This window comes from Aurantimonas sp. 22II-16-19i, assembly GCF_002088275.1.
Taxonomy (GTDB): Bacteria; Pseudomonadota; Alphaproteobacteria; order Rhizobiales; family Rhizobiaceae; genus Jiella.
On the sequence record NZ_AQQS01000009.1, the window covers coordinates 29,496 to 56,007 of the forward strand.

The 26,512-nt window shown below is 67.6% G+C and carries 18 protein-coding genes; 11 read left to right on the forward strand and 7 right to left on the reverse strand.

Features of this window, described 5'->3' with window-relative positions:
- Positions 1 to 2 precede the first annotated feature (2 nt).
- On the forward strand, positions 3 to 1,676 hold the full coding sequence (locus ATO4_RS09430) for an NAD+ synthase (protein ID WP_083591272.1): 1,674 nt from the start codon (positions 3 to 5) through the stop codon (positions 1,674 to 1,676).
- A gap of 216 nt (positions 1,677 to 1,892) precedes the next feature.
- Here ATO4_RS09430 and ATO4_RS09435 read toward each other — a convergent pair whose 3' ends face one another.
- The gene (locus tag ATO4_RS09435) at positions 1,893 to 2,474 is read right to left on the reverse strand and encodes a DNA-binding protein (RefSeq protein WP_083591273.1); all 582 of its coding nucleotides are present in this window, start codon (positions 2,472 to 2,474) and stop codon (positions 1,893 to 1,895) included.
- Between the two features lies 1 nt (position 2,475).
- The gene (locus ATO4_RS09440; protein WP_348626457.1) at positions 2,476 to 2,781 is read right to left on the reverse strand and encodes a hypothetical protein; all 306 of its coding nucleotides are present in this window, start codon (positions 2,779 to 2,781) and stop codon (positions 2,476 to 2,478) included.
- Positions 2,782 to 3,280: 499 nt separating this feature from the next.
- Between ATO4_RS09440 and ATO4_RS09445 the strand changes: the two genes are divergently transcribed.
- From ATO4_RS09445 to ATO4_RS09465, 5 genes are all read left to right on the forward strand, one after another.
- The gene (locus tag ATO4_RS09445) at positions 3,281 to 4,573 is read left to right on the forward strand and encodes an MFS transporter (protein ID WP_083591274.1); all 1,293 of its coding nucleotides are present in this window, start codon (positions 3,281 to 3,283) and stop codon (positions 4,571 to 4,573) included.
- Positions 4,574 to 4,956: 383 nt separating this feature from the next.
- Positions 4,957 to 6,330 carry a glutamate--tRNA ligase gene (gene gltX / locus ATO4_RS09450; RefSeq protein ID WP_083591275.1) on the forward strand — a complete coding sequence of 458 codons (1,374 nt, stop codon included), beginning with the start codon at positions 4,957 to 4,959 and terminating at the stop codon, positions 6,328 to 6,330.
- 112 nt (positions 6,331 to 6,442) lie between these two features.
- Positions 6,443 to 7,972: a calcium-binding protein gene (locus ATO4_RS09455; RefSeq protein ID WP_139802354.1), complete on the forward strand. Its 1,530-nt coding sequence runs from the start codon at positions 6,443 to 6,445 to the stop codon at positions 7,970 to 7,972.
- 590 nt (positions 7,973 to 8,562) lie between these two features.
- Entirely contained in the window at positions 8,563 to 10,053 is a 1,491-nt protein-coding gene (locus ATO4_RS09460) for a calcium-binding protein (RefSeq protein WP_083591277.1), read from the forward strand.
- 1,235 nt (positions 10,054 to 11,288) lie between these two features.
- On the forward strand, positions 11,289 to 12,296 hold the full coding sequence (locus ATO4_RS09465) for a calcium-binding protein (protein WP_139802355.1): 1,008 nt from the start codon (positions 11,289 to 11,291) through the stop codon (positions 12,294 to 12,296).
- Between the two features lie 133 nt (positions 12,297 to 12,429).
- On the opposite strand, the gene ATO4_RS09470 is transcribed toward ATO4_RS09465, so the two are convergent.
- The 3 genes from ATO4_RS09470 to xylF all read right to left on the reverse strand — a co-directional run bounded on the left by ATO4_RS09470 (position 12,430) and on the right by xylF (position 15,854).
- Positions 12,430 to 13,257, reverse strand: a complete 828-nt coding sequence (locus ATO4_RS09470) for an ATP-binding cassette domain-containing protein (RefSeq protein ID WP_139802363.1) — start codon at positions 13,255 to 13,257, stop codon at positions 12,430 to 12,432.
- Between the two features lie 8 nt (positions 13,258 to 13,265).
- Positions 13,266 to 14,480: a sugar ABC transporter permease gene (locus tag ATO4_RS09475; protein ID WP_139802364.1), complete on the reverse strand. Its 1,215-nt coding sequence runs from the start codon at positions 14,478 to 14,480 to the stop codon at positions 13,266 to 13,268.
- Positions 14,481 to 14,810: 330 nt separating this feature from the next.
- The gene (gene xylF / locus ATO4_RS09480; protein WP_083591281.1) at positions 14,811 to 15,854 is read right to left on the reverse strand and encodes a D-xylose ABC transporter substrate-binding protein; all 1,044 of its coding nucleotides are present in this window, start codon (positions 15,852 to 15,854) and stop codon (positions 14,811 to 14,813) included.
- 188 nt (positions 15,855 to 16,042) lie between these two features.
- Between xylF and ATO4_RS09485 the strand changes: the two genes are divergently transcribed.
- The 5 genes from ATO4_RS09485 (at position 16,043) to ATO4_RS09505 (ending at position 23,517) form a co-directional block, all read left to right on the forward strand.
- On the forward strand, positions 16,043 to 17,305 hold the full coding sequence (locus ATO4_RS09485; RefSeq protein WP_245308659.1) for an ROK family protein: 1,263 nt from the start codon (positions 16,043 to 16,045) through the stop codon (positions 17,303 to 17,305).
- Positions 17,305 to 18,732: a di-heme oxidoredictase family protein gene (locus tag ATO4_RS09490; RefSeq protein WP_083591283.1), complete on the forward strand. Its 1,428-nt coding sequence runs from the start codon at positions 17,305 to 17,307 to the stop codon at positions 18,730 to 18,732. The genes ATO4_RS09485 and ATO4_RS09490 overlap by 1 nt, the downstream gene beginning before the upstream one ends.
- Before the next feature lie 5 nt (positions 18,733 to 18,737).
- Positions 18,738 to 20,579 carry a CRTAC1 family protein gene (locus ATO4_RS09495; protein ID WP_245308660.1) on the forward strand — a complete coding sequence of 614 codons (1,842 nt, stop codon included), beginning with the start codon at positions 18,738 to 18,740 and terminating at the stop codon, positions 20,577 to 20,579.
- Between the two features lie 212 nt (positions 20,580 to 20,791).
- Entirely contained in the window at positions 20,792 to 22,735 is a 1,944-nt protein-coding gene (mdoH, locus tag ATO4_RS09500; protein WP_139802357.1) for a glucans biosynthesis glucosyltransferase MdoH, read from the forward strand.
- The gene (locus ATO4_RS09505) at positions 22,732 to 23,517 is read left to right on the forward strand and encodes an FkbM family methyltransferase (protein ID WP_245308661.1); all 786 of its coding nucleotides are present in this window, start codon (positions 22,732 to 22,734) and stop codon (positions 23,515 to 23,517) included. The genes mdoH and ATO4_RS09505 overlap by 4 nt, the downstream gene beginning before the upstream one ends.
- Positions 23,518 to 23,615: 98 nt before the next feature.
- Here ATO4_RS09505 and folD read toward each other — a convergent pair whose 3' ends face one another.
- Together folD and ATO4_RS09515 are read right to left on the reverse strand one after the other, a co-directional pair.
- Complete coding sequence (gene folD / locus ATO4_RS09510) at positions 23,616 to 24,536, reverse strand: bifunctional methylenetetrahydrofolate dehydrogenase/methenyltetrahydrofolate cyclohydrolase FolD (RefSeq protein ID WP_083591286.1); 921 nt, start codon at positions 24,534 to 24,536, stop codon at positions 23,616 to 23,618.
- 515 nt (positions 24,537 to 25,051) lie between these two features.
- Positions 25,052 to 26,494, reverse strand: coding sequence for a sodium:alanine symporter family protein (locus ATO4_RS09515; protein WP_083591287.1), 1,443 nt, complete (start codon positions 26,492 to 26,494; stop codon positions 25,052 to 25,054).
- Positions 26,495 to 26,512: the final 18 nt, after the last annotated feature.

Here is a 26,512-nt window from a genome sequence, read left to right on the forward strand (position 1 = left end):
CGATGCCTGAGTTGACCGATCGTTTCCGGCTCGCCGTCGCCCAGCTCGACCCGGCGGTCGGCGACGTCGCCGGCAATCTCGATCTCGCCCGCAAGGCCCGCGCCGAGGCGGCGGAGGCCGGCGCCGATCTCGTCCTCTTCACCGAACTGTTCATCGCCGGCTATCCGCCGGAGGATCTCGTCCTGAAGCCCGCCTTCGTCGCCGCCTGCATGGAGGCGGTGGAGAGCCTGGCCGAGGAGACCGCCGACGGCGGGCCGGGCGTCGTCATCGGCTGCCCGCTGCGCAACGAGGACGGTCTCTTCAACGCCGTCGCCGTCCTCGACGAGGGCAGGGTGCTGACCTGGCGCTCCAAGGTCGACCTGCCGAATTACGGCGAGTTCGACGAGAAGCGGGTGTTCCAGGCTGGCCCGATGCCGGGGCCCCTCAACTATCGCGGCCTGCGGCTCGGCATTCCCGTCTGCGAGGACATCTGGGGCGATCTCGGCGTCTGCGAGACGCTCGCCGAATCCGGCGCCGAAATCCTGCTCGTGCCCAACGGCTCTCCCTTCTATCGCGGCAAGCTCGACGTCCGGCATCAGGTGGTGCTGCGCCAGGTGATCGAGACCGACCTGCCCGTGGTCTATGCCAACAAGGTGGGCGGCCAGGACGAACTCCTGTTCGACGGCGCCTCCTTCGCCTTCAATGCCGACCGCAGCCTCGCCTTCCAGCTGCCGCAGTTCAAGAGCGGGATCTTCCTGTCCGACTGGGTGCAGGACGGCGAGGGCTGGCGCTGCGAGGACGGATCGGTCGCCGCGCTCCCGGGCGACGACGAGGCGGTGTGGCGCGCTTTGGTCCTCGGCCTTGCCGACTACGTCAACAAGAACGGTTTCAGGTCGGTGGTGCTGGGGCTGTCGGGCGGCATCGATTCGGCGATCTGCGCGGCGCTCGCCGTCGATGCGCTGGGCGGCAGCCGCGTCCACTGCGTCATGCTGCCCTATCGCTACACCGCCGAGACGAGCCTCGAAGATGCCGCTGCCTGCGCGAAAGCCCTCGGCGTGCGCTACGACACCGTGCCGATCGCCGAACCCGTGGAGGGCTTCCTGAGCGCGCTCGGCCCGATGTTCGAGGGCACGCCCGCCGGCATCACCGAGGAAAACCTCCAGAGCCGCGCCCGGGGGGTGATCCTGATGGCGATCTCCAACAAGTTCGGCGCGATGGTGGTGACGACCGGCAACAAGAGCGAGATGAGCGTCGGCTATGCGACGCTCTACGGCGACATGAATGGCGGCTTCAACCCGATCAAGGACCTCTACAAGACCGAAGTCGTCCGGCTCGCCCGCTGGCGCAACCGGAACCATCCGGACGATCTCCTCGGCCCGGCCGGCGAAGTGGTGCCCGAGCGGATCATCGTGAAGCCCCCCTCGGCCGAACTGCGCGAGGACCAGAAGGACGACGATTCGCTGCCGCCCTACGACGTGCTGGACGCGATCCTCGAGCATCTGGTGGAGCATGACGGCGGGGTGGACGAGCTGGTAGCGCGGGGCTTCGACCGGGACACCGTCACCCATATCGAGCGGCTGCTCTACATCGCGGAATACAAGCGCCGGCAGTCGGCGCCGGGGACGAAGGTGACGAAGAAGAATTTCGGGCGGGACAGGCGGTATCCGATCACGAACCGGTTTCGGGAGGGGGCATGAGGGGCGTCACGTGCCTCTGGCCGGGCCGGCATCGGCTCTCGAGCCTGAGAGGCTTGTGATCTCGGCGCGCTGGTGGAGCTGGGGAGAACGCGCGAGAGGCCGAAACCTGATCCCGGGTTCCGGGACACCGAGACGGCTTGCGATCCGTCCAGGCTCGTCAGGGCGCTGCCCGCCCTTGCCGCGAGCGAATCCGGTCCCGTCGATGCGATCGCGATCCTACGAGCGCCGCTTCGCAGCAACGGGGCGATAGAACAGCACTTTCCCCGTTGGCCGGATCTGCAGGAGAATGTCGAACTCCGCGGCATTGGCCGTCAGGAGCGCCAGCCCCAGCTTCTCGGCCTGGAGAAACAGGGTGCAGTCGTGCAGTGCCCGCATCCTGTCGTCCCTCGTATAGCCCTGCGTCCTCCCGAGGATGCCGGCATAGACCGCAGCCCTGCCGAGGACATCGGCATCCGGCACGAATTGCCGGTGCGCGGGCATCGCTCGCACGAGCCGCTCGATCGCCGCCTCCGCGGCGGCGGAGCGCGGGTCGTCCCTGCGCAGCGCCCCGATGGCGAACATCAGCTCCTGGATCGCCACCATGCTGTGATTGACGATGCGGATGTCCACCAGCCGTTCGACGACCTCGGGGGCCGAGCCCTTCATCTGGTCGATGTAAACGCAGGTATCGAGCAGGATGCCGCCCCCGGCGACCGCCTCGTCGCCGAGATAAGGCAACTCCTCGTCGGGACGTCGGCTGAGCGTTCTCCCGGGATCGTGCCGCCGGACGCGCTCGGCCGCGCCGAAGTCGAAGGCCATGTCAGAAGCCGAGATCGAGATCGGGGTCGACGGATCCCTTGGTCTTGCGAAAGGCCTTCGCGAAATCGTCTTGGAGCGCCACGGTCGCCAGAGCGAATTCGACGAGCTCGGTATCGGACATGAGACCCGTCCGCGCCTTTGCCTCGGCAATCAGCGCGCTGCTGACCCGGCCCGCGATGCGCGCGTCCTTGGCCCGCGTCAGCCCCTTGTCGGCGGCACCGCGCATCACGGCTTCCACCATCCCGTGGCCCTCGCGTGTCCGAACGACCCGGCGACCAGGAGAACCCGGTTTGCCGTCCTCGCGCACGCCTTCGGTCGGGTTCGGCTGTGCGGTCCCGGTGCCAGCCCTGCGAGGCTTCTCGAAGCCCGCGGTGGCCAGACTGCCGGCTCCCGCCGAGCGGCTCTTCTTTGCCATCTGGTGCCTCGTTCAACGGAACAGGAATTTGTTGAACATAGCGGGTTCCGCCGGAAGATCAATCTGCGGCCCCGAAGGCTGCCTATTCGACCGCGACACCCCTCATCCTGAGGTGCTCGGCCGGTCGAAGGCCGGGCGAGCCTCGAAGGGCGAGGGGGATGCCTCCGCAGCGGATCCTCGAACCATCGCGAAACAACCGGTGAGCGGCGGTCGCCCCTCGTCCTTCGAGGCCGCCTGCGGCGGCACCTCAGGATGAGGGGCTTGCGGTTTGCGGCAGCCGCTTCCTATCGATGACCGGCGCCCGCGCCCGTTTACCCTCTCACCCATCCAATGCTAAGCAACCCGATCCTCTCCTGACGGCGACGCCTTTTTCCGCCCCACCGGATTCATCATGGACTTCCTCACCTTCATGGGCCGGAATGCCCGCTGGCTGGCCGGCGGATTCCTGCTCTGCTTCTTCTCGTCCTTCGGGCAGACCTTCTACATCTCGCTCTCCAACGGCGACATCCGCCGGGAATTCGATCTGTCGAACGGCGATTTCGGGCTGATCTACATGGCGGCGACGCTGGCGAGCGCGGCGACGCTCCCCGCTCTCGGCTGGACGCTCGACCGCTTCAAGGCCTGGCAGGTGGCGGTCGTCACCGTCCTCTGCCTGGCGCTGGCGACCGCGGTGATGTCGTTCGCCGCCAGCCTGCCCTTGCTCCTCCTGTCGCTCTATCTCCTGCGCCTCTTCGGTCAGGGGATGATGACCGAGACGGCGATGACCGCCACCGGCCGCTGGTTCGCGGCCAACCGGGGCCGGGCGATGGCGATCATCTCGCTGGGCTTCCATGTCGGCACCGGGCTGTTTCCGCTGGTCTTCGTCCTCGTCGCGGGCGCCCTCGGCTGGCGCGGCACCTGGCTTGCCTGCGGCGCGTTTCTCCTCGTCGTCGCCCTGCCGGTCGTCGCCTTCACGATGCTGAAGGACCGCGACCCGCAGTCCGAGCCGCAGTCGAAGCGCCGGCCGGACGTGCCTGACTGGACGCTGGCCGAGGTGGTGCGTTCGCCGACCTTCTGGCTGGTCTCCACCGCCGTCCTGGCGCCGCCCTTCATCGGCACGACGCTGTTCTTCCACCAGGTCTATCTGACGGAGCTGCGCGGCTGGTCGATCGAGGTCTTCGCGGCGGGGTTTGCCGTCATGTCGGCGACCACCGTGGTCTTCGCGCTGGTCTGCGGCGGGCTGGTGGATCGCTTCTCGGCGGTGCGGCTCCTGCCGTTCTTCCTGGTCCCGATGGCGCTTGCCTGCTTCGTCGTCTTCGGCGTCACCGCGACGGCGTCGATCTTCGTCTTCATGGTCCTGCTCGGCATTTCCAACGGCTTTTCCTCGACCCTCCTCGGTGCGCTCTGGCCGGAGCTCTACGGCACCAAGCATCTCGGCTCGGTGCGCTCGGTGACGGTGGCCCTCATGGTGCTCGCCTCGGCGCTGGGGCCGGGCGTCACCGGTGTCCTGATCGACCGCGGCGTCTCCTATCCGCTGCAGATCGGCGCGATGGGGCTCTATTGCGTGGCGATCTCGGTGGTGATGGCGATGGTCGCGCTGCGCCATCGGGCGGCGGTTTCCCGGGCGCAGGGGCTGCACGACCACGCCGGCGTTCCGACCGAGCGCGGCATCGACCGCGTCGATCCGCAGCCGCGGGAACGGTGAGGGCACGGGGCGCTCCGTCTCCCGCCGCCGGAACGCGCAAGCGGCAGGGGCCGACATCGAAGCGTCGTCATTCTCGGCCCACGTGCCGAGAATTCCGGGATCGCATCTCCTTTCGAACACGAACGAGCGGCCGCCTGTTCTCCGGTTCGACGTCGCAGAACCGGCCAAAGCAACAGAGCTTCGTCATCCCGGGTCAAGCCCGGGATGACGAAGCTCCAATCTCCACGACCTTCATCAGGCTCCGTTGCCGCCAGCACGAACGGCCGACGAAGACCCCGACAAGATGTGTGAATGCGGTAGGGACGGAGCCCGAGAACGACGACGCGGGGAGCAACGTCGCCCCGACCTTCCGGCCGCTGCCGCTTTGGTGTAGGCCCGAGCCCATGACCGCCATCCTCCGCTTCGCCCCGTCGCCCACCGGCCGGCTCCACATCGGCAACCTGCGCACCGCGCTGTTCAACTGGCTGTTCGCGGTCCGGGAAGAGGGCTCCTTCATCCTGCGCTTCGACGACACCGACAGGGAGCGCTCGAAACGAGAGTTCGCCGATCTGATCGCGACGGACCTCGCCTGGATCGGCATTTCGCCCCACAAGACCATCCGCCAGTCCGACCGCATTCCTCTCTACGACGCCGCGGCCGAGAAGCTGAAGGCCGCCGGCCTTCTCTATCCCTGCTACGAGACGCCGGACGAACTCGACCGCAAGCGCAAGCGCCTTGCCGCCCGCGGCCTGCCGCCGGTCTATGGCCGCGAGGCGCTGAGGCTCTCCCATGCCGAGCGCGCGGCGCTGGAGGCGGAGGGGCGGAGGCCGCACTGGCGCTTCCTCCTGCCGAATTTCGGCGCTGATCCGTTTGCGCCGCAGCGGACCGACATCGTCTTCGACGACCTCATCCGCGGCGAGACGGTGATCGATCTCGCCTCGCTGTCGGATCCGGTGCTGATCCGCGAGGACGGCAGCTATCTCTATACGCTGCCCTCGGTGGTCGACGACGCGGAGACCGGCGTCACCCATGTCATCCGCGGCGACGACCACGTGACCAACACGGCCGTGCAGGCGGCGATCTTCTCGGCTCTCGCGGCGAGCGTCCCGCGCTTCGGCCACCACAATCTCCTGACCACCGTCGGCGGGGAGGGGCTGTCGAAGCGCTCAGGCGCGCTGTCGCTGGAGACGCTGCGCGAGGAGGGCTACGAGCCGATGGCGGTCGCCTCCCTCGCCGTCCTCGTCGGCATGTCCGGCTCGATCGAGCCGATGGCCGATCTGGGTGCCCTCGGCGCGCGACTGGATTTTGCGGCCGTCTCCCCGTCCGCCTCGAAATTCGATCCCGCCGAGCTCGACCGGCTGAACCGCGAGATCGTCCATGGGCTGCCCTGCGAGGCCGTTCGCGGCCGGCTGGCGGCGATGGGGGGGCGCGACGAGGATGCCGAAACCTTCTGGCAGGCCGTCCGTGCCAACTGCGACAAGGTGGCGGACGCGAAGGGTTGGGCCGAGATCGTCTTCGGCGACATGGTGGTTCCGGCACCGGAAGACGCGGCGGAGGCCGCGTTCCGCGCCGCGGCGCTCCGGCTCCTGCCGGATGGCGAGATCGGGCCGGAGACGTTCAGGACGTGGACCGCCGCGATCAAGGCCGAGACCGGCGCCAAGGGCAAGGCGCTGTTCCTGCCGCTGCGCCGGGCGATCACCGGCCTCGATCACGGCCCGGAGCTCGGCCCCCTCTTGCCGCTGATCGGCCGGGAGCGGCTTCTCCGGCGTCTGATATAGCAGAAATCTTCAACACGGCAGCAGCAACAAAGGCCAACTTAGCGTAGCGTCATGCTGGGCCGCCCCGAGGCTGCGGCTTCGATCCCCTGTGTTGCCTCGCGAGGACGCCTCCGTGACCACCGTCATCTCCAACAGCCAGACCCGCGGCCTGGCCATCACCGACGCCACTATCGGGAATGGATCGTTCATCGTCCTGCCGAACGTGTACATCCAATCCGATATCGGGTCGTCCGGTGACGCGATCTACGTGAGCGCGACGATAGACAATGCCGTGATCACTGTCGGCGGCTGGCTGATCGCCGATGACGACGGCGTGCTGGTCAATGGCGGTGACCGTGTCGTCCTGACGAGCACCGGCTCGATCGTCAGCAATTACGGGCTGTATGCGTCCGGCACCGGCGGGGGAAACCACTTCATCGTCGCCGGAACCATCGCCGCCGACTATGAGGGCATCCTGTTCGCAAGCTCGAACAACACCGCGACGATCAGCGGTCATGTCTCGGCTCAGTACGGCATAGCCGACGGGGCGTCCAACTCTGTGCACATCACGGCGGGCGGCGTCGTCCAGGGGTGGGACATCGGATATCGTCTCGTCGGCCTGTCGAGCGACACCTCGACCCTCGTGAATGACGGCACTTTGGTCGGAGGTTCGACCGGCGCCATTGCGGGTCCCCCAGGTTCATCTCTCGTGTTCACCAATTCGGGCATGACACAGGGCAATGTCACGCTCGTCGACGGCGCCGACAGCATCGTCAACTCCGGGGTCATCTCCGGCAATGTCGGTCTCGCCGGCGGCGCCGACAGCATCGTCAACTCCGGCAAGATCTCCGGCAACGTCGACCTCGGCGCCGGCGCGGACGTGTTCCGGATGCTCGGCTCCGGCACCGTCACCGGCGACATTGCCGGCGGCGCCGGCAACGACGTCTTTCGCGGCGCCGATGTGTCCGATCGCTTCCTCGGCGGCGACGACAACGACACCTTCTATGGCGGCGGCGGCAACGACCTGCTCTTCGGCGAGGCCGGCAACGATCGCTTCTTCGCCGATACCGACGCCATCGCCGACACCTACAATGGCGGCGACGGCAACGACACCGTCAACTATCTCCTCGCCTCGGCCGGGATCAGGCTGAACTTCGCCCTGAACTACGCGCTCGGCGCCGATATCGGCGTCGACCGGCTGTTCTCGATCGAGAACGCCGCCGGCGGGGCCGGCAACGACAGCCTCACCGGCTCCGACACGACCATCGCGCTCGGTGGCGGCGCCGGCGACGACACGCTGCTCGGCGGCACCGGCAACAACACTCTCGACGGCGGCGACGGCGCCGACGTGATCCGCGGCTTTGCCGGCTTCGACAAGATCACCGGCGGGGCCGGCGACGATACGCTCACCGGCGACTTCAACGCCGACACCTTCATCTTCGCCGACGGCTTCGGCAAGGACACGATCACCGACTTCGACGAGTTCAACAACGCCGAGAAGATCAACCTCGCCGGCGTGACCTCCATCACCGACTTCGCCGACCTGGCGGCCAGCCACATAACCCAGGTGAGCGCCGACGCCATCATCATTGACGGCGCCAACACCATCACCCTCCTCAACGTCAATCTCGCCGATCTCGACGCCAACGACTTCATCTTCTGAGACATCGATGCGGACCGAGAGCCAAGGAGGCCGGCGGATCGCCGGCCTCCCCGACTGTGTGCGGATCCGTCACCAGTCCTGTCGTTCCGGCCGTGGCATCCATGGGCTTGAGCAACAGCTGCTGGGATGGTGCCGTGATGGCGAGGTCGGTTTCGCTGCTCGGCCCCCCTGCTGCCGCTGATGGGGCGGGAGCGGCTGGTCGCCCGGCTCGCCGCAGGCGGTTGAATCCCTCGACTGCCATGTGATCGCCCAGGCTTCGTAAGTCATGGCTTGCGAGGGGCCTGCGAGGGGGGGCTGCGAGGGGGGCCTGCGATCCGTCCGTTCTTGCGTCCGCCCTTCTTGCCGGGGCTGGAAAGGCAAGGGCGGAGATCTGCTCCAGAGACTCTTGCTGCGGGACGGCATATGCGACATGGCAAGCCATTCTATTCGATCAGTGTTTCCCAATATTGTGACTGCATGAGCATCGTGCGGATAAAAGACTCCGGATCGAGTCGATTTGTGGCCACGAGAAAGCCTTACTTTGCGTCAAATACGGCGCGCCGCATGAGGCTGCGGCCCCATCTTCCCTCGCCTCCCAAGGGAAAATCTTCATGACCACCGTCATCTCCACCAGCCAGGCCGTCGGCCTGAACATCACCGATGTCAATGTCGCGAGCGGCCCGTTCTATGTCCTGCCGAACGTTTCCATCCAGTCCGACGCCGGATCGGGCGGCGACGCGATCCGCGTCACGGCGACCACCGGCAATGCCGTCATCAACGTCGCCGGCATGCTGATCGCCGGCGACGACGGCGTTTCGGTCAATGGCGGCGACCGCGTCGTCCTCACGTCGACCGGCTCGATCTTCGGCAGCTACGGGTTCTTCGCCCCGGGCGGGGACGGAAGCAACGTCTTCGTCGTCGACGGTCTCATCGACGCGACGGTCGACGCCATCCTGTTGGGCTCGGGCAATTCGGGCAACAGCGTGACGATCGGCGGCCACGTCATGGGTGGCAGCGCTGGCGTCAACAACAGCAGCGGCAACGACAACACCGTTCGCATCACGGACGGTGGCGTGCTCGAGGGCGCAAGCGTGGCCTATGCGTTCGGTGGAAATCTCGGCACCCAATCGACCCTCGTCAATCACGGGACGATCCTCGGCGGCACGACAGGCGCCGTCGTCAATTCGTCCGGTGATGCGGCGCTCGCCTTCACCAATGCCGGCCTGACGGACGGTGACGTGACCCTCGGCACCGGCGCCGACACGATCGTCAACTCCGGCACGATCCTCGGAGCCGTCGATCTCGGCGGCGGAGTGGATACCTTCACGATGCTCGGCTCCGGCACCGTCACCGGCGACATCGCCGGCGGCGCCGGCAACGACATCTTTCGCGGCGGCGATCTGTCCGATCGCTTCCTCGGCGGCGACGACAACGACACCTTCTATGGTGGCGGCGGCAACGACCTCCTCTTCGGCGAGGCCGGCAACGACCGGTTCTTCGCCGATACCGACGCCATCGCCGACACCTACAATGGCGGCGACGGCAGCGACACCGTCAACTATCTCCTCGCCTCGGGCGACATCCGGCTGAACTTCGGCCTGAACTACGCGCTCGGCGCCGATATCGGCGTCGACCGGCTGTTCGCCATCGAGAACGCCGCCGGCGGCGCCGGCAATGACAGCCTCACCGGCTCCGACACGACGATCACGCTGGCCGGCGGCGCCGGCGACGACACGCTCTTCGGCGGCACCGGCAACAACATCCTCGACGGCGGCGACGGCGCCGACGTGATCCGCGGCTTCGCCGGCTTCGACAAGATCACCGGCGGGGCCGGCGACGACTCGCTCACCGGCGACTTCAACGCCGACACCTTCATCTTCGCCGACGGCTTCGGCAAGGACACGATCACCGACTTCGACGAGCTCAACAACGCCGAGAAGATCAACCTCGCCGGCGTCACCGCCATCACCGACTTCACCGACCTCCAGCTCAACCACCTGACCCAGGTGGGGGCCAACGCCGTCATCACCGACGGCGTCAACACCATCACCCTCCTCAACGTCAACCTCGCCGACCTCGACGCCAACGACTTCATCATCTGAATTGCGGAAACTGGTCCCGGGGGATGGCGGCCCAGACGATGTAGCCGCAATGCTTCGGGCTCCCGTTGCTGACCAATGGAGGACCCTGTGCAAAATTGCGCAAGGGCCCTCCGATCCGGATCAAGTCGTCAACAGGCCACACGACGTCGCGTTGGTTCCCTCCTGAAGCATCCGCCACACCGGGAAGGTTTGTTCTACGGCTTGTCGGAAATCCTTAGACCGGCATCGCCGGCTCGCTCATCACTATCTTCGTGACAGGTTGCTGAACGCCAGCGGCCCCCCGGCGACGATGGATCAGTGACGGGCATTGGTCATGCCAGGGTCGACAGGTTGCCCGCGCGGCGCTTCAGAGCGATCTCCGCGATAGGGTAATCAATTCAAGCACTGAGCGTGGATCTCAGCCCACTCGTCACAATCCGATGGACCGACGCCGGCCTGTCGCTCCTGAAGCAGGCGTCGAATCATCCCCCGCCAGGTGGGATCGCGTCTGAGCAGATCGCGCCGCCCCCCACCTCAGCGCTCGCTGCAGCATCTGCTTTCGGTTCTCATGCGCCATGCGGGCGCTCAACTGTATGACAGCTGCCTCCTGCCCCTGATCGAGGGCGCCGACATGCACCGCGGTGCCCTATAGACTGCGCTGCGGTATGAAGCACTCGTTTCCGTAAGGGAGCAATCCAAATTTCCGCCAGAATTCCGAAGATCGATTGTGCGACCGCCCAGGAGGCTGCGGTCATTCCCCCACCTCGCCTCTTCAGGAACGCCCCATGACAACCATTGTTTCAAGCAGCCAGAGTGTCGGCCTTGTCATCAGTGATGCCAACGTCGTGAACGGCCCATTCTTCGTCCTCCCTTACGTATACATCGAATCCGACGGCAACTCGTTCAACGACGCCATCCGCGTCACAGCAACCAATGCCAACGCTGTCATCAACGTTGCTGGAATGCTCATCGCGGAGAACAACGACGGCGTACAAGTCAACGGCGATGACCGTGTCGTTCTGACGAACACGGGGTCGATCTTCGGCAGCTATGGATTCTATGCGCCGGCGGGCGCGAATGGCAATCGGTTTGTCGTCGACGGTCTCATCGACGCAAACCTGTTAGGACTCCAACTCGGCGGGTCGGGTAACAGCTCGACAATCGGCGGACATGTGAACGCCGGAGGTACGGGGATCTACGACAGCGGATCGAACACCATTAACGTCATCGCCGGCGGCACGTTGCAGGGCGCAAACTTGGCATACAGCTTTGACGGAGCACCGTCAGATGTCTCGACTCTCATCAACGACGGCACGATTCTCGGCGGCACATCCGGTGCCGTCCTGGGATACACCTCCCATGCCCTTGCCTTCACCAACTCCGGCACGACGAAAGGCAATGTCACCCTCGGCACCGGCGCCGACACGATCGTCAACTCCGGCACGATCCTCGGGGTCGTCGATCTCGGCGGCGGTGCCGACACCTTCACGATGCTCGGCTCCGGCACCGTCTCCGGCGACATCGCCGGCGGCGCCGGCAACGACATCTTTCGCGGCGGCTCGCTGTCCGATCGCTTCCTCGGCGGCGACGACCACGACACCTTCTATGGCGGCGGCGGCAACGACCTCATCTTCGGCGAGGCCGGCAACGATCGCTTCTTCGCCGATACCGACGCCATCGCCGACACCTACAATGGCGGCGCCGGCAACGATACCGTCAACTACCTCCTCGCCTCGGGCGACATCCGGCTGAACTTCGGCCTGAACTACGCGCTCGGCACGGAGATCGGCCTTGACCGGCTGTTCTCGATCGAGAACGCCACCGGCGGCGGCGGCAATGACAGCCTCACCGGCTCCGAAACGACTATCGGGCTCAATGGTGGCGCCGGCGACGACACGCTCTTCGGCGGCGGCGGCGGCAACACCTTGGACGGCGGCACCGGCGCCGACGTGATCCGCGGCTTTGCCGGCTTCGACAAGATCACCGGCGGGGCCGGCGACGATACGCTCACCGGCGACTTTAACGCCGACACCTTCATCTTCGCCGACGGCTTCGGCAAGGACACGATCACCGATTTCGACGAGTTCAACAATGCCGAGAAGATCAGCCTCGTGGCGGTGACGGCCATCACCAGCTTTGCCGACCTGACGGCGAACCATCTCACCCAGGTGGGGGCGAATGCGGTGATCACCGACGGCGCCAACACCATCACCATCCTGTCCGCCAACATCGCCGATCTCGACGCCAACGACTTCATCTTCTGAGGCCGGACAGACGGGGAGGCTGGCCAGCCTCGGATCTGCCAATCGGCCCGTTGCGGGAGGAAGGGGACAAAAAAGCCCGGCGTTTCGGCCGGGCTTTTCGCAGATGCTGCCGGAGGAGGATCGCCGCCGCCGGCTATTCCTTCATCGCCCCCGGACCGGGCGTCGCGCCGGCCGGGCACTTGCCGAGGATGATCATGCCGAGCACTTCGTCCTTGGTGACGTCCTCGGTCCTCGCGGTGCCGACGACCTGGCCGTTCTTCATCACCACCACCCGGTCCGACAGGTCGAAGACGTCGTGGATGTCGTGGCTGATCAGGAAGATGCCGATGTCTTCCTTCTTCAACTCCTTGATCAGCTCGGCGACCTGCGCCGTCTCCTGCGGGCCGAGCGCGGCGGTCGGCTCGTCCATGATCAGGATCTTGGCGTTGAAGAGGATCGCCCGGGCGATCGCCACCGACTGGCGCTGGCCACCGGAGAGCGCCTTCACCGGCTCCTTAAAGCGGCGGAAGTTGGGGTTCAGCCGCCCCATCACCTTGCGGGCTTCCGCCTCCATCGCCGCGTCGTCCAGCGTGCCCCAGGCGGTCAGGATCTCGCGGCCGAGGAACAGGTTGGCGGCGGCGTCGACATTGTCCGCCAGAGCCAGCGTCTGGTAGATCGTCTCGATCCCGTAGGCTTTCGCGTCGCGCGGATTGGCGATCGCGGCCTTCTCGCCGCGCACGAAGATCTCGCCCGAGTCGCGCTTGTAGGCGCCGGACAGGATCTTGATCAGCGTCGACTTGCCGGCGCCGTTATGGCCGAGCAGGGCGACGACCTCGCCGGGAAAGAGATCGATCGAGGCCTGGTCGACGGCATGGATGCCGCCGAAGGCGATCGAGATCTCGCGCATGTCGATGAGCGGCGTGCCCGAGCGGTCGACGGTGGAATGGTGATGCGCCGGGCCGTGGTCGGTGATGGCGTCCATCGTGGTGCTCATGCCGCCCTCCTGCGGTAGATGGTGTCGAGCCAGACGGCGACGACGAGGACCGCGCCGACGACGATGTTCTGCAGCGGCGTGTCCATGCCGAGGAGCACCATGCCCGACTGCAGGCTCTGCATGACCAGGGCGCCGAGCATGGCGCCGAAGATCGTGCCGGCGCCGCCGGCGAGCGAGGTGCCGCCAATGACCGCGGCGGCGATGGTGTAGAGCTCGTCCAGCGTGCCCTGGGCGTTGGTCGCCGAGGACAGCCGTGCGGTGGAGATCGCCGCGGCGATGGCGGCGAGCATGCCCATCAGCATGAACACCATCATGGTGACGCGCTTGGTGTTGATGCCGGCGAGTTCGGCCGCCTCGGGATTGCCGCCGATCGCAAAGACGTAGCGGCCGAAGCGGGTGCGCCGCGAAATGAAGGTCATCACGATGCCGACGCCGATGAACAGGAGCACCGGGATCGCATAGCCGAAGGAGATCTCGAGGCCGCCTTCGGGCACGGTGAGGCCGTTCGCCTCGGCATAGCGGCGGGCGAGCGGGCCTGGCAGGAAATAGGAATTGACGATGACCGTCGCGCCGATGACGGCGACGAGGGCGAGGCCGAGCGTGACGGCTTCCGCCCAGATCGGCTTGATGGCGAAGCGGAACTTCTTGCGCTGCTGGCGCGCGCCATAGGCCGCGGCGAGGAGAAAGAGGATGGCGACCGCTGCGACCACCCAGCTCCAGGTGGCGCCGATCGAACCGTCCGAGCCGCCGCCCAGAAGCTTGAAGTTGTCGTCGGTGAGCGGGATCGTGCGGCCCGACGCAACCCACCAGGCCGCGCCGCGCCAGACCAGGAGGCCGCCCAGCGTGACGATGAAGGCCGGAACGCCGAGATAGGCGATGACATAGCCCTGCAGGCCGCCGATCAGGAGGCCGCAGACGAGGCCGATGGCCAGCGTCGCGATCCAGACCAGGCTGGAATCATAGCCGAGCAACGGCGTGATGTACTGGGTCTGCGCGACCGCCATCACCATGCCGGTGACGCCGAGGATCGAGCCGACCGAAAGATCGATGTTGCGGGTGACGATGACCAGCACCATGCCCGTCGCCATGACGCCCACCGAGGCGGTCTGGACCGACAGGTTCCACAGGTTGCGGGGTGTCAGGAAGGTGCCGCCCGACAGGATGTGGAAGCCCACCCAGATGACCAGCAGCGCGCCGATCATGCCGAGCATGCGCGTGTCGATTTCCGTCGCGCGCAAGAATCCCTTGAAGCCGCCGCCCGCGTTGATCGTCGGTGCGGGCTTGGTCAGGGACGATTCCGAGGTCGCCTCGCTCAATGCCGCCTCCCTTTGCGCAAGCCGTGCGGAGGCGCTCGGCGCCGTCTCGTCGCAGCTTGCGGGGTCGTGTTCTGGTTGAAGCCGGATCGCCGGCTCGTCGGTCGGACCATCGCTGCCTGCCTTGGCGGCAGCATGGCCCAGTTGTTGGCGGCGGTCGAGACCGCCCCGGTCGAAAAATGGCCGCGGCATCGCGCCACGGCCATCGGTCTCGAAAGCCCCTGAGGCTTAGCTGCAGGCCGGAACCGAACCCGGCTCGACGCCCTGGCAGACCGTCTCCTTCGACACCCAGCCGGCGTCGATGATGGTCTGCAGGTTGTCCTTGGTGATCGCCACCGGGGTCAGGAAGATCGACTCCAGCTTCAGGCCGTTCGGGCTCTCGAACTCCTCGGCGCCGGACACCTCGCCCATCGCCTTGCCGGAGGCGAGCTCGAGGGCGATCTCCGCGGCGCGCTTGCCGAGTTCGCGGGAATCCTTCCAGACCGAGACGGTCTGGGTGCCGCGGGCGATGCGGTTCAGCGCCGCCTGGTCGGCGTCCTGGCCGGAGACCGGCACGGTGCCGGCGAGACCCTGGGCTTCCAGCGCCGCGATGGCGCCGCCGGCGGTGCCGTCGTTGGAGGCGACGACCGCGTCGACGTTGTTGTTGTTGGCGGTCAGGATCTGTTCCATGTTCTGCTGGGCGTTGGCCGGCAGCCAGCCGTCCGTATAGGCCTCGCCGACATTCTTGATCTTGCCGCTATCGATGGCGTCCTTCAGGACTTCCATCTGGCCGGAGAACAGGAAATCGGCGTTCGGATCGGACGAGGAGCCCTTGATGAAGGCGTAGTTGCCTTCCGGCTTGACCTTCTGGACCTCGCGGGCCTGGATGCGGCCGACTTCCTTGTTGTCGAAGGTGATGTAGAAGGCGTCCTTGTTCTCGATCAGCCGGTCGTAGCCGACGACCGGGATGCCGTTGTTGACGGCGGTCTGGACGGCCGGGCCGATGGCGGCGGAATCCTGCGCCAGGATGATCAGGGCGGTGGCGCCCTGGCTGATCAGCGACTCGACGTCGGTCAGCTGCTTGGCGGCCGAGGACTGGGCGTCGGCGGAAATGTACTTGGCGCCGGCGGCCTCGAGCGCGGCCTTGATCGCGGCCTCGTCGGTCTTCCAGCGCTCCTCCTGGAAGTTCGACCAGGACACGCCGACCGTGACGTCCTGGGCAATGGCGGCCCCGCTGCTCAGCGCAGCCATCGAGAACATCGCGCCGGCAAGCGCGAATTTCAGCGTCTTCATGAATTTTCCTCCCCTGGCGCCCATGGCGCCCTTGCGTCACGGAGCCCGGCGACGTGGCGCCGGCCGAGACTTTTTCCAAGCCTCGGAAAAAATGGTGACAGCAATTGTGATCCATGTCAACTTGGGTGCGCATGCCACCGAACGTGCCGAAGAGCGCGGAGGTGGCCGGGAGGAGAAACGCATTGAGCATGCTGGCGAAAACCGACGCCGACACGGTGCGTGCGCACAATCGGCTGGCGGTGCTCGATCATCTGAGGCGGGTCGGCGTGACCACCCGCAAGGCGGTGAGCGAGGCGACCGGTCTTTCGGTCTCGGCCTCGTCGGCGATCTCCGGCACGCTGCTCAAGATCGACCTTCTGGAGGAGGTCGAGGAAGACGACCGCTCGATCCGGCGAGGGCGTCCGGGCAAGAGCCTGGCGCTTTGCGGCGGGGCCGCGCATGTGGCGGCCCTGAAGATTGCCGTCGGCGAGATTTCCGGCCGGATCAGCGACTATGCAGGCCGCCCGCTGGCCGAGGTGCGGCACGAGGTCGACATTTCGGGTCGGAGCGGCGAGCAGATGGTCGCCCTTCTGGCCGAGCTTGCCGGCGAACTCGTGGCGCGTGCCGGCATCGGGCGCCGTGCCGACGAAGCCTTCGATCCGGCAAGGGGAAGCGGGCGAGCGCTTCGCCTCGACAAGGTCGTCGTCGCCGTCCAGGGCAAGACCCGCAGCGACCTGTCCGGCATCGTCTGGTCGCCGGCGCTGCGGCATCGCGACATCGAGATCGCCGCGCCGCTGGCCGCCCGCCTTGCGGCCGAGGTCAGCGTCCTCAACGACTGCTCGCTGATGCCGGAAGCGTTTCGCTGGCGGCCGGACTTCACCGGCCTCGATTTTGCGACGCTGTTCGTCGGCTTCGGCGTCGGCATGGGGCTGAGGATCAATGGCGTGACCTTCCAGGGCAAGCATTCCTCGGCGGTCGAATTCGGCCATATCAACCACGTGCCGGGCGGGGCACTCTGCCGCTGCGGCAATCGCGGCTGCGTCGAGGCCTATGCGGGGGATTACGCCATCTGGCGGCGCGCGACGGGCAGCGACCAGATTCCCGCGCACCGGATCCCCGACGCGGACATGGCCCGGCTCGCCGAGGCGGCGCGCCGCGGCGACGCCGCCGCGCGGGTCGCCTTCGCGGAGGCCGGCAACGCCATCGGCTACGGGCTCGGCCGGGTCTTCGCCATGATCGATCCCCTGCCCATCGTCCTCACCGGGTCGGGCGCAAAGGCCATCGACCTGCTCGAGCCGGCCATCCGCCAGGGAATTTTCGAGAGCGCGGTCGAGGGGCTCGGCGCCGACGCCCCGCTGATTCTCATGGAAGATACCGATGCCCTGGTTTTCGACGCGGCGACGGCCCATGCGCTGGCCGCGCTCGACGGGGAGTTTTCACGCTCGACGGCAGACGCGACGGAGGCGGCCTGATGGTGAATGCAACGGCAGTTCTCGGCATTGCGGCAGCCCTTCTTTGCGCCATGCCTGCCATGGCGGCACGGGCCGGCGAGCCGGCCTGGAGCGAGAAGGCGATCAAGCAGCGGATCGACCCCGCCGAGGTGTCGGGACCGATCGCCGGCGCGGCGCTTAAGGAACTGGCGGAGAAGGGCCGCGCGCTGTTCGAGGCGCGGTTCACCGTGCTCGACGGGGCAGGGCGGCCCAACGCCACCCAGGCGATCGTCCCGACCGCCAGCCGCCGCCCGGCCGAGCAGCCCTTCCAGCGGCTGGCGGGGCCGGACGCCAATGCCTGCTCGTCCTGCCACAACGAGCCGGTGACCGGCGGGGCCGGCGGCTTCGTCGCCAATGCCTTCGTCTCGGAAGGCTTCGAGAGCGCGGAGTTCGACACGCTCGACGCCCAGTTTTCCAACGAGCGGGGCACCAACCACCTCTTCGGCGCCGGCCTGATCGAGCTTCTCGCCCGCGAGATGAGCGTCGATCTCGCCGCCCAGCGCCGCGCGGCGCTGCGGCGGGCGCGGGACGAGGGGCGCGAAGTCCGCGCCGGCCTGTCGTCGAAGGGCGTCGACTTCGGCCGCCTCACCGCCTTTCCCGACGGCTCGGTGGACCTGTCCGAACTGTCCGGCGTCGACGACGATCTGGTCCTGCGGCCCTTCACCCAGAAGGGCGTGATGACCTCGCTCCGGCAGTTCACCGTCAACGCCATGAACCAGCATCACGGCATGCAGGCCGACGAGCGCTGGGGCACCCGCTGGACCGGCACGGCCGATTTCGACGGCGACGGCCATGCGGGCGAACTGGGTGCCGGCGAGATCTCGGCGCTGGTCGCCTTCCAGGCGACGCTGGCGCCGCCGCGCGAGGAGGCGCCCGAGGACGAAGCCTGGGCCGCTGCTGCGGAACGCGGGCGAAAAATGTTCGCCGAGCTCGGCTGCGAGAGCTGCCATCGCCCGGCGCTGCCGCTGACGAGCCTCGTCTTCGCCGATCCCGGCTCCTTCGACATGGCGGGAACGCTGCGTGCGGGCGACGTCGCCGCGCCGGCGCACTACGACCTTTCGACGCTGGAATGGGCGAAGCGCCTGCCGCGCAACGAAAAGGGCGAGGTCATGGTGCCGCTGTTCGGCGACCTGAAGCGCCACCGCATCGCCGACAGCCGCACGCCGGCGCTGGGCAACGAGACGCTGGCCCAGCGCTTCGTCGAGCGCGACGTCTTCGTCACCGCCGAGCTCTGGGGCCTCGCCGACACCGCGCCCTACGGCCATCGCGGCGACATGACGACGCTGGACGAGGTGATCCGCGCCCACGGGGCCGAGGCGGAGGAAAGCGGCCGCGGCTACGCCGCGCTCGCCGAGGCCGACCGGTCGGCGCTGATCGCCTTTCTGAAGACGCTGCGGGTGGGGGAGTGAGCGGGATGATGAGACTTTGCCCCGGCGCGCGGATGGATGTGCCGCAGACCCCCTTCGGCCTTCCAGCCAAACTCGCGCGCCCCCTTCTGCACATCCTCGCCGCCCTTTTCCTCGCCACCCCCGCCCTCGCCGAAGACACCGCGTCAAAGCCCTTCGCCGGCGACATCCCCATCCTCCATGAAGAGGCCGAATCCGCCGGCATCGACCACAGCTACACCGGGCCGTGGGAGTTCTTCGTCGGCGGTGGCGGTGCCGCCTTCGACTGCAACGACGACCGCTTCCCGGACGTCTTCCTCGCCGGCGGCAAGAGCGAGGCGACGGTCTACGCCAACCGGTCGCGCGCCGGCGGCCGGCTCGCCTTCGAGATCGTGCCGCAGGATCTCGACCCGAAGGATCTTCAGAACGTCACCGGCGCCTATCCCCTCGACATCGACCAGGACGGGCGGCAGGACCTCGTGCTCTTGCGCGTCGGCGGCAACATCCTCCTGAAGGGCTTGGCCGAGTGCCGGTTCGAGAAGGCGAACTTCGCCTGGAAGTTCGACGGCGGCCGGGCCTGGACGACGGCCTTCTCGGCGATCTTCGAGCCGGGCGGGACCCATCCGACGCTCGCCTTCGGCAACTATGTCGACCGTGCCGCGCCGGGCTCGCCCTGGGGCACCTGCGCCGACAACGTGCTGCTGCGTCCGAGGAAGCCGCAGGCCGGGGAGGGATCGGCGGCCGAGCCTGTTAGAGGTAAGCCCGTCGCGGGCGCCAAAGCCGCGCCGATGGCCGGGCCGGACTATTCCGAGCCCTTCGCGCTGTCGCCCGGCCACTGCGCCCTCTCCATGCTGTTCACCGACTGGAACCGCTCCGGCGAGCCCAGCTTGCGCATCACCAACGACCGGCAATATTACCGCGGCGGCGCGGAGCAGCTCTGGCGCATCGAGCCGGGCCGGGCGCCGCGGCCCTACCGCAAGGCCGACGGCTGGCAGCACCTGTCGATCTGGGGCATGGGCATCGCCGAGGGCGACGTCGACAATGACGGCTATCCCGACTACGCGCTGACCTCCATGGGCGACACCAAGCTGCAGTTCCTCGACCGCGAATTCGAGGACGCGCCGACCTATCGCGACGAGGCCTATGAGCGCGGCGCCACCGCCCATCGGCCCTATGTCAGGGACGCCGGCAAGCCCTCCACCGGCTGGCACGCCGGCTTTGCCGACTTCAACAACGACACCGCCCTCGATCTCTTCATCGCCAAGGGCAATGTCGAGGCAATGCCGGATTTCGCCGCCGACGACCCGGACAATCTCCTGATGGGCGGCTTCGACGGGCGCTTCACCGAGGTCGGGCAGGAAGCGGGCATCGCCCTGCCGACCAAGGGGCGCGGCGCGCTGATCGCCGACTTCAACCTCGACGGCGCGACGGATCTCCTCGTCGTCAATCGCGGCGAAAAGGCGAGCCTGTTCCGCAATCTCGGCGGCCGGTCCGGCTTCGGCACGCGGCCGCTCGGCAACTTCGTCGCGGTGAAGCTGGCGCAGACCGGCGCCAACCGCGACGCCGTCGGCGCCAAGCTCGCCGTCAAGATCGGCGCGAAGACGCTCAACCGCACGATCCGGGTCGGCGGCGGCCATGCGTCGGGCACCTCCGGCTTCGTCCATGTCGGCCTCGGCACCGCCGAGCGGGCGGAGATCCGCGTCCAGTGGCCGGACGGCGAGTGGAGCCATCCCTACCGGGTCTTCGCCGACAACTTCGTCCTGATCGACCGCGGCGCTGATGCCGCGCGCTACTGGTACCCGGACGCCGACCGGCCGGAGCCGCCGGCACCGGAGACCACCGCCGCGAACAGCCCTTCCGCGCAGGACTGACCGCGAGGACTGACGGCAGGATCGACGCCAGCACCGACGGCAGGGGAAAACCGCCGCGATCGCGCCTTTCGTGATGGGCCGGGCGTTGCGTTGGTCGTGCCGCTGTGATGTCGATCACAGAGGATGTGATCTGGAACGTGTAGTCCGGGCCGGTGCACGCCGCATGCCTGCACCTATGTTGCGACACACCTGCAACGTCTGGAGATCCCTTCATGTTCGGCCCGCCATCCGCCCCGGTCACCCCGTATCGGGCGCCTGACGTCGACCGCCCGGCAGAAGCCGGCGGCATGGGCCGACTGCCGGAAGGGGCACCGCAGGCCGGGCTTCCGGTGCCGCTGCGCCGTCTCGTCGTCCTCGCCCTCAATCTCGGCACCATCGCCGGGCTCGCCGCCGCGGTCTGGACGGTGCTCGCCGCCGACGGCTTCGATCGCCTCGACGCCGTGATCTTCGCCGGCTTCCTGCTCGCGACGCCCTGGACCGTTCTGGGCTTCTGGAACGCGGTGATCGGCCTCTGCCTGATCCATCTCGGCCGGCCGGAGAGAAGCGTCTATCCCTATTTCGCCGCGCCCGACATGATGTCCGGCGCAAGGCCGGGCGGCCCCTCGCTGTCCAGCCGCACCGATCTCCTCCTGTTCCTGCGCAACGAGGATCCGGGCCCGATCTTCACCCGGCTCGAAGCCATGCGCCGCAGCCTGGAGGCCACCGGCCGGGCGGCAAGCTTCCGCTTCGCCCTCCTGTCCGACACCTCCGACCCGCTGGTCGCGGCCGAGGAGCGCCGGGAGTTCGACCGCTTCGCCCGCCTCTACGAGCACCGGCCGGAAGAAGAGCGCCCGCTCTATCGCCGCCGCGACGACAATCGCGGCTTCAAGGCCGGCAATCTGCGCGACCATCTGGTCTCGCGCGAGGGCCGGTCCGACTTCTTCCTGCCGCTCGATTCCGACAGCGTCATGGGCGGCGCGGTGATCGTGCGCATGGTCGAGGCGATGGAGGCCAATCCGCGGATCGGCATCCTGCAGAGCCTCGTCGTCGGCATGCCGACCCGGAGCGGCTTCGCCCGGCTGTTCCAGTTCGGCATGCGCCACGGCATGCGCTCCTTCACCATGGGCTCGGCCTGGTGGAGCGCCGATTGCGGCCCCTATTGGGGCCACAACGCCCTGATCCGCACGCAAGCCTTCGTCGAGCATTGCGAATTGCCGGTGCTGCCCGGCGGAGCGCCGCTCGGCGGTCACGTCCTCTCCCACGACCAGCTCGAGGCGGTGTACATGCGCCGGGCCGGCTTTGAGGTTCGGGTGATCCCGGTCGAGACCCGCAGCTACGAGACCAACCCGCCGACGCTGCTCGAATTCCAGAAGCGCGACCTGCGCTGGTGCCAGGGCAACATGCAGTACTTCCGGTTCCTGTTCGAAACGGGCCTGAAGCCGGTCAGCCGCTTCCAGATCCTCCAGGCGATCCTGATGTATGTCGCCCCGCTCGCCTGGATCCTGATGACGGTGGCGGCGACCGCCAAGGCGCTCACCGGCGCCGGCTACGATGCCTCGATGCTGCAACTCGGCATGGGCCTGTTCGCGACGCTCTTCGTCATGTCGGTCGCCCCGAAGATCGCCGGCATCCTCGACGTGGTTCTGACCCGCGGCGCCATGCGGGCCTATGGCGGCGCCCCGCGCTTCCTCGCCTCGGCGCTGGTCGAGCTCGTCGCCTCGATGCTGATGGCGCCGCTGGTCGCCGTCTATGTCTCGGTGTTCCTCGTCGGCCTCATCTTCGGCAAGACGGTGCTCTGGAACGGCCAGAACCGCGACCGCCTCGGCGTGCCCTGGTCGACGGCCGTCGCAGCCCTCGTCCCGCAGACCGTTCTCGGCCTCGGCCTCGCGGCGGCGCTGTACTTCGGCGCCACGCTCTCGGCCGTCGTCCTGGCGCTGCCTTTCCTCGCCGGCCTCGTCCTCGCCGTGCCGTTCACGGTGGCGACGGCCGCCCCGGCCTTCGGCCGGCTGACGGCGCGCTTCGGCCTGTTCGCGATCCCGGAGGAGACCGTGCTGCCGCCGGTGCTGCGCAGCGTCGTCGGCGCCGAGGCGCGGCGCTGGCGCCGGCCGCTGGCCCGCACGGCTGCCCCGGACGATGCCGCCGGTCATGGCGTCGCGCTGGAAGGCGAGCGCCCGTGAACCTGGCGCGCCGGATCGCCCGCTGGCGGGGCATCTGGAAGAGCCTCGTCGTCTATCGCTTCAATGCCGGCCACCGGCGCAGCCTGCGCCGCTTCTACATGCCCTTCGTCGGGCCCGGCGAGACCGTCTTCGACATCGGCGCCCATGTCGGGGACCGCACCGCGGCGTTCCGCGGCGCCGGTGCGGGCCGGGTCATCGCCGTCGAGCCCCAGCCGCATCTCGCCCGCCTGCTGAGATGGCAGTTCGCGGGTCGGGGAGACGCCGTGCGCGTCGTCGCCAAGGCCGTCGGCCGGGCGCCGGGCGAGGTGACGCTGCGCGTCAACACCCAGAATCCCACCGTCGCCAGCGCCTCGTCCGGCTTCGTCGATGCGGCGAGCGCCGGCGCGGCGGGCTGGGAGGGTCAGATCTGGGACGAGACGGTGGTGGTCGACCTGACGACGCTCGATGAGCTGGTCGCCGAATTCGGCCGGCCGGCCTTCGTGAAGATCGACGTCGAGGGTTTCGAGGACGAGGTGCTGGCGGGGCTGTCGCCACAGAACGCCCCGGATGCTTTGTCCTTCGAGTTCGTCACCATCCACCGCGCCCCCGCCTTCCGGGCACTGGAGGAGGCGACGCGGCTCGGCTACACGCGCTTCGACGTGTCGCTCGGCGAGAGCCAGAAGATGATGTTCGGCGAGCCCCAGACTTTGGAGGCGATCGCCGCCTGCCTGCGCGAGCTACCGGACGCCGCCAATTCCGGCGACGTCTATTGCTGGCTGCCGCAGCCGCGTCGGCACGGCTGAGGCCGTCGGCCCTGCCGAGCCGGCTCGACGCTCGGCCCGTCCCATCCCGCATGATCCGCCCGGACGCCCCTCAGCCGGGACGCCGGGCCGGACCCGCCTCAGAACTTCGGCGGCGTAATCCCCGCGGCCCGGCAGGCCGAGCGCAGGGTGTTGGCCATCAGCATGGCGATGGTCATCGGCCCGACGCCGCCCGGCACCGGCGTGATCGCCGCCGCCTTCGCCGCGGCTTCCTCGTAGTTCACGTCGCCGACCAGCCGGGTCTTCGGCGTGCCGTCCTCCTTCAGGCCCTTTTCCGGCGCGTCGATGCGGTTGATGCCGACATCGATCACCACCGCGCCGTCCTTGACGTAGTCGCCGGTCAGCATTTCCGGCCGGCCGACGGCCGCGACGAGGATGTCGGCGCCGCGGCAGACGGCGGCCAGATCCTTCGTGCGGGAATGGGCGATGGTGACGGTGGCGTTGGCGGCGAGCAGCAGCTGCGCCATCGGCTTGCCGACGATGTTCGAGCGGCCGACGATGACGGCATTCTTGCCCGAGAGATCGTCGCCGAGCACCTCGCGGATCAGCAGCATCGAGCCCGCCGGCGTGCAGGGCACGAAGGCGGCGGCGGTGTCGCCGGTCGACAGCCGCCCGACATTGATCAGGTGGAATCCGTCGACATCCTTGTCAGGGTCGATGGTCTGGATGACCTTGGCCTCGTCGATGTGCCCCGGCAGCGGCAGCTGGACGAGAATTCCGTGGACCTGCGGATCCGCATTGAGGTCGCGCACGACCTTCAGAAGCGTCTCCTCGCTGGTCTCGGCCCGCAGCTCGTGCTTGATCGAGGTAAAGCCGCAGTCCTTGGCGGTCTTCGCCTTGGAGCCGACATAGACCTGGCTTGCCGGATCCTCGCCGATGATGACGACGGCGAGGCCGGGAACGGTCCCCGCCGTCTCCTTCAGCGCCGCCGTCCCGGACTTCACCGTCTCGATGATCCGCGCCGCGACGGCCTTGCCGTCGATCCGCTCTGCCTCTGCCATGGCGCTCTCCCTTTGCGACCCGTCTTTTGAACGATCGGTCATAAAGGGGGAGGGGCGCCATGAAAAGGCGGGGTGGATGAAAGGCGCGCGCTGCACCGACGGCGCCGAATCGGCGCAGCCATCGGAACGCCGTTGTCCCGGCCTCCGAGCCGGGACGAAGCCTTGTTGCTTTGACCGGTTCTGCGACGTCGAACGGGAGAACAGCCGGCCGATCGGTCGTGTCCAAAAGGAGATGTGCGAATCTTGTAGGGCCCCGTCCCGAGGATCCAGGGATCGTCGGGCGCGATCGGCTTCAGCTGCGGAAGCGGAAGCGGCAATGTTGCGGCGGCTGCCCCTGGATTCTCGGGACGGGGCCTGAGAATGACGAGGCCGCGAGGTTGCGCCACCATTCGTAAACGAAGACGCCGCTTGCCATTGGCTTGCAACGAAGCCCCTTTGAAGGGGTGAATCTTGTAGGGGTAAGCCCCAGGGCGACGACGCGGTGGGACAAGCGCCCTACAAGATCGCCGTCTCTCTCACACTTTCTCCACATCCCCCCGCGGCGTCCAGATCGTGCTGTCGATCTTGCCCTGCAGCTCCGGGTAGTCGTCATTGTCGAAGCGCGGCTCGAGGCCCGTCGCCTTCTGGCGGAAATAGTCCTTCGTCAGCTTCACCACCGTTCCGGACAAAGCGACGATGGCGATCAGGTTGATCGTCGCCATCAGGCCCATCGAGGCGTCGGCGGTGTTGAACACCGTCATGACCTTCACCAGCGAGCCCCAGATCACCATGGCGAGCACGCCGACCTTGAGGATCGACAGGCCGAGGCGGTTGCCGGCACCGATGAAGGTCATGGCGTTCTCGGCATAGGAGTAGTTGCCGATGATCGAGGTGAAGGCGAAGAAGAAGATCGCCACGGCGACGAAGATCTGGCCCCAGTCGCCGATATGGGCGGTCAGCGCGTTCTGGGTCAGCTCGGTGCCCGTCACTTCCTGGCCCGGCGTATAGACCCCCGACAGGAGGATCATCAGCGCCGTCGCCGTGCAGATGACGATGGTGTCGATGAAGACGCCGAGCCCTTGGACGAGCCCTTGCGACGAAGGGTGATGCGGGTCCGGCGTCGCCACCGCCGCGATGTTCGGTGACGAGCCCATGCCGGCCTCGTTGGAGAACAGGCCGCGCTTGACGCCGTTCAGCAGCGCCGCTGTGATGCCGCCGGCAACCCCCCAGGCCGCTTCCTGATAGCCGAAGGCGCTCTTGACGATCAGCCACAGCATCGCCGGAACCTCGGTGATGTGGACGGCGACGACGTAGAGCGCCACGGCGAGATAGGCGATGGCCATGAAGGGCACGACGATCTCGGCGACGCTGGCGATCGAGCGGATGCCGCCGAAGATGACGATGGCCGCAAGGACGGCGAGGCCGACGCCGATCCAGATCTTCTCGAAGCCGAAGGCGGCCTCGACAGCGTCGGCGATGGAATTGGCCTGGACGGCGTTGAAGATCAGGCCGAAGGCGAGGATCAGGCTGATCGAGAACAGCCCGCCGAGCCAGGGCAGGCCGAGGCCGCGGGAGATGTAGAAGGCCGGGCCGCCGCGATACTGCCCCTCGGCGTTCTTGATCTTGTAGAGCTGGGCAAGGGTCGATTCCGCATAGGACGTGGCCATGCCGACCAGCGCCACCATCCACATCCAGAAGATCGCGCCCGGCCCGCCCGCCGTCAGCGCCACGGCGACGCCGGCGAGATTGCCGGTGCCGACACGGCTCGCCAGCGACACCGTCAGGGCCTGGAGCGGCGAGATACCGGCCTTGTCGCCGCCGCGGCTGCCCTTGATGACCCGGAAATACTCCGGGAAGTGGCGGATCTGGATGAAGCCGAGGCGGAGCGTGAAGAAGATGCCGACCCCGAGCAGGCCGTAGATGAGGACGTAATCCCAGAAAATCTCGTTCATGAAATCGATGAGATCGATAAAGGCCATGCCGGTCTCCGCTGATGG

What these genes read in the sequence shown, in the direction of transcription:
- gltX (WP_083591275.1), top strand. Translation starts at nt 4,957, where the DNA reads ATGACCGCCATCCTCCGCTTCGCCCCGTCGCCCACCGGCCGGCTCCAC.
- ATO4_RS09490 (WP_083591283.1), top strand. Translation starts at nt 17,305, where the DNA reads ATGGTGAATGCAACGGCAGTTCTCGGCATTGCGGCAGCCCTTCTTTGC.
- ATO4_RS09430 (WP_083591272.1), top strand. Translation starts at nt 3, where the DNA reads ATGCCTGAGTTGACCGATCGTTTCCGGCTCGCCGTCGCCCAGCTCGAC.
- ATO4_RS09475 (WP_139802364.1), bottom strand. Translation starts at nt 14,480, where the DNA reads ATGCTCGGCATGATCGGCGCGCTGCTGGTCATCTGGGTGGGCTTCCAC.
- ATO4_RS09495 (WP_245308660.1), top strand. Translation starts at nt 18,738, where the DNA reads ATGATGAGACTTTGCCCCGGCGCGCGGATGGATGTGCCGCAGACCCCC.
- folD (WP_083591286.1), bottom strand. Translation starts at nt 24,536, where the DNA reads ATGGCAGAGGCAGAGCGGATCGACGGCAAGGCCGTCGCGGCGCGGATC.
- ATO4_RS09485 (WP_245308659.1), top strand. Translation starts at nt 16,043, where the DNA reads ATGCTGGCGAAAACCGACGCCGACACGGTGCGTGCGCACAATCGGCTG.
- ATO4_RS09470 (WP_139802363.1), bottom strand. Translation starts at nt 13,257, where the DNA reads ATGGACGCCATCACCGACCACGGCCCGGCGCATCACCATTCCACCGTC.
- ATO4_RS09515 (WP_083591287.1), bottom strand. Translation starts at nt 26,494, where the DNA reads ATGGCCTTTATCGATCTCATCGATTTCATGAACGAGATTTTCTGGGAT.
- ATO4_RS09435 (WP_083591273.1), bottom strand. Translation starts at nt 2,474, where the DNA reads ATGGCCTTCGACTTCGGCGCGGCCGAGCGCGTCCGGCGGCACGATCCC.
- ATO4_RS09445 (WP_083591274.1), top strand. Translation starts at nt 3,281, where the DNA reads ATGGACTTCCTCACCTTCATGGGCCGGAATGCCCGCTGGCTGGCCGGC.
- ATO4_RS09460 (WP_083591277.1), top strand. Translation starts at nt 8,563, where the DNA reads ATGACCACCGTCATCTCCACCAGCCAGGCCGTCGGCCTGAACATCACC.
- xylF (WP_083591281.1), bottom strand. Translation starts at nt 15,854, where the DNA reads ATGAAGACGCTGAAATTCGCGCTTGCCGGCGCGATGTTCTCGATGGCT.
- mdoH (WP_139802357.1), top strand. Translation starts at nt 20,792, where the DNA reads ATGTTCGGCCCGCCATCCGCCCCGGTCACCCCGTATCGGGCGCCTGAC.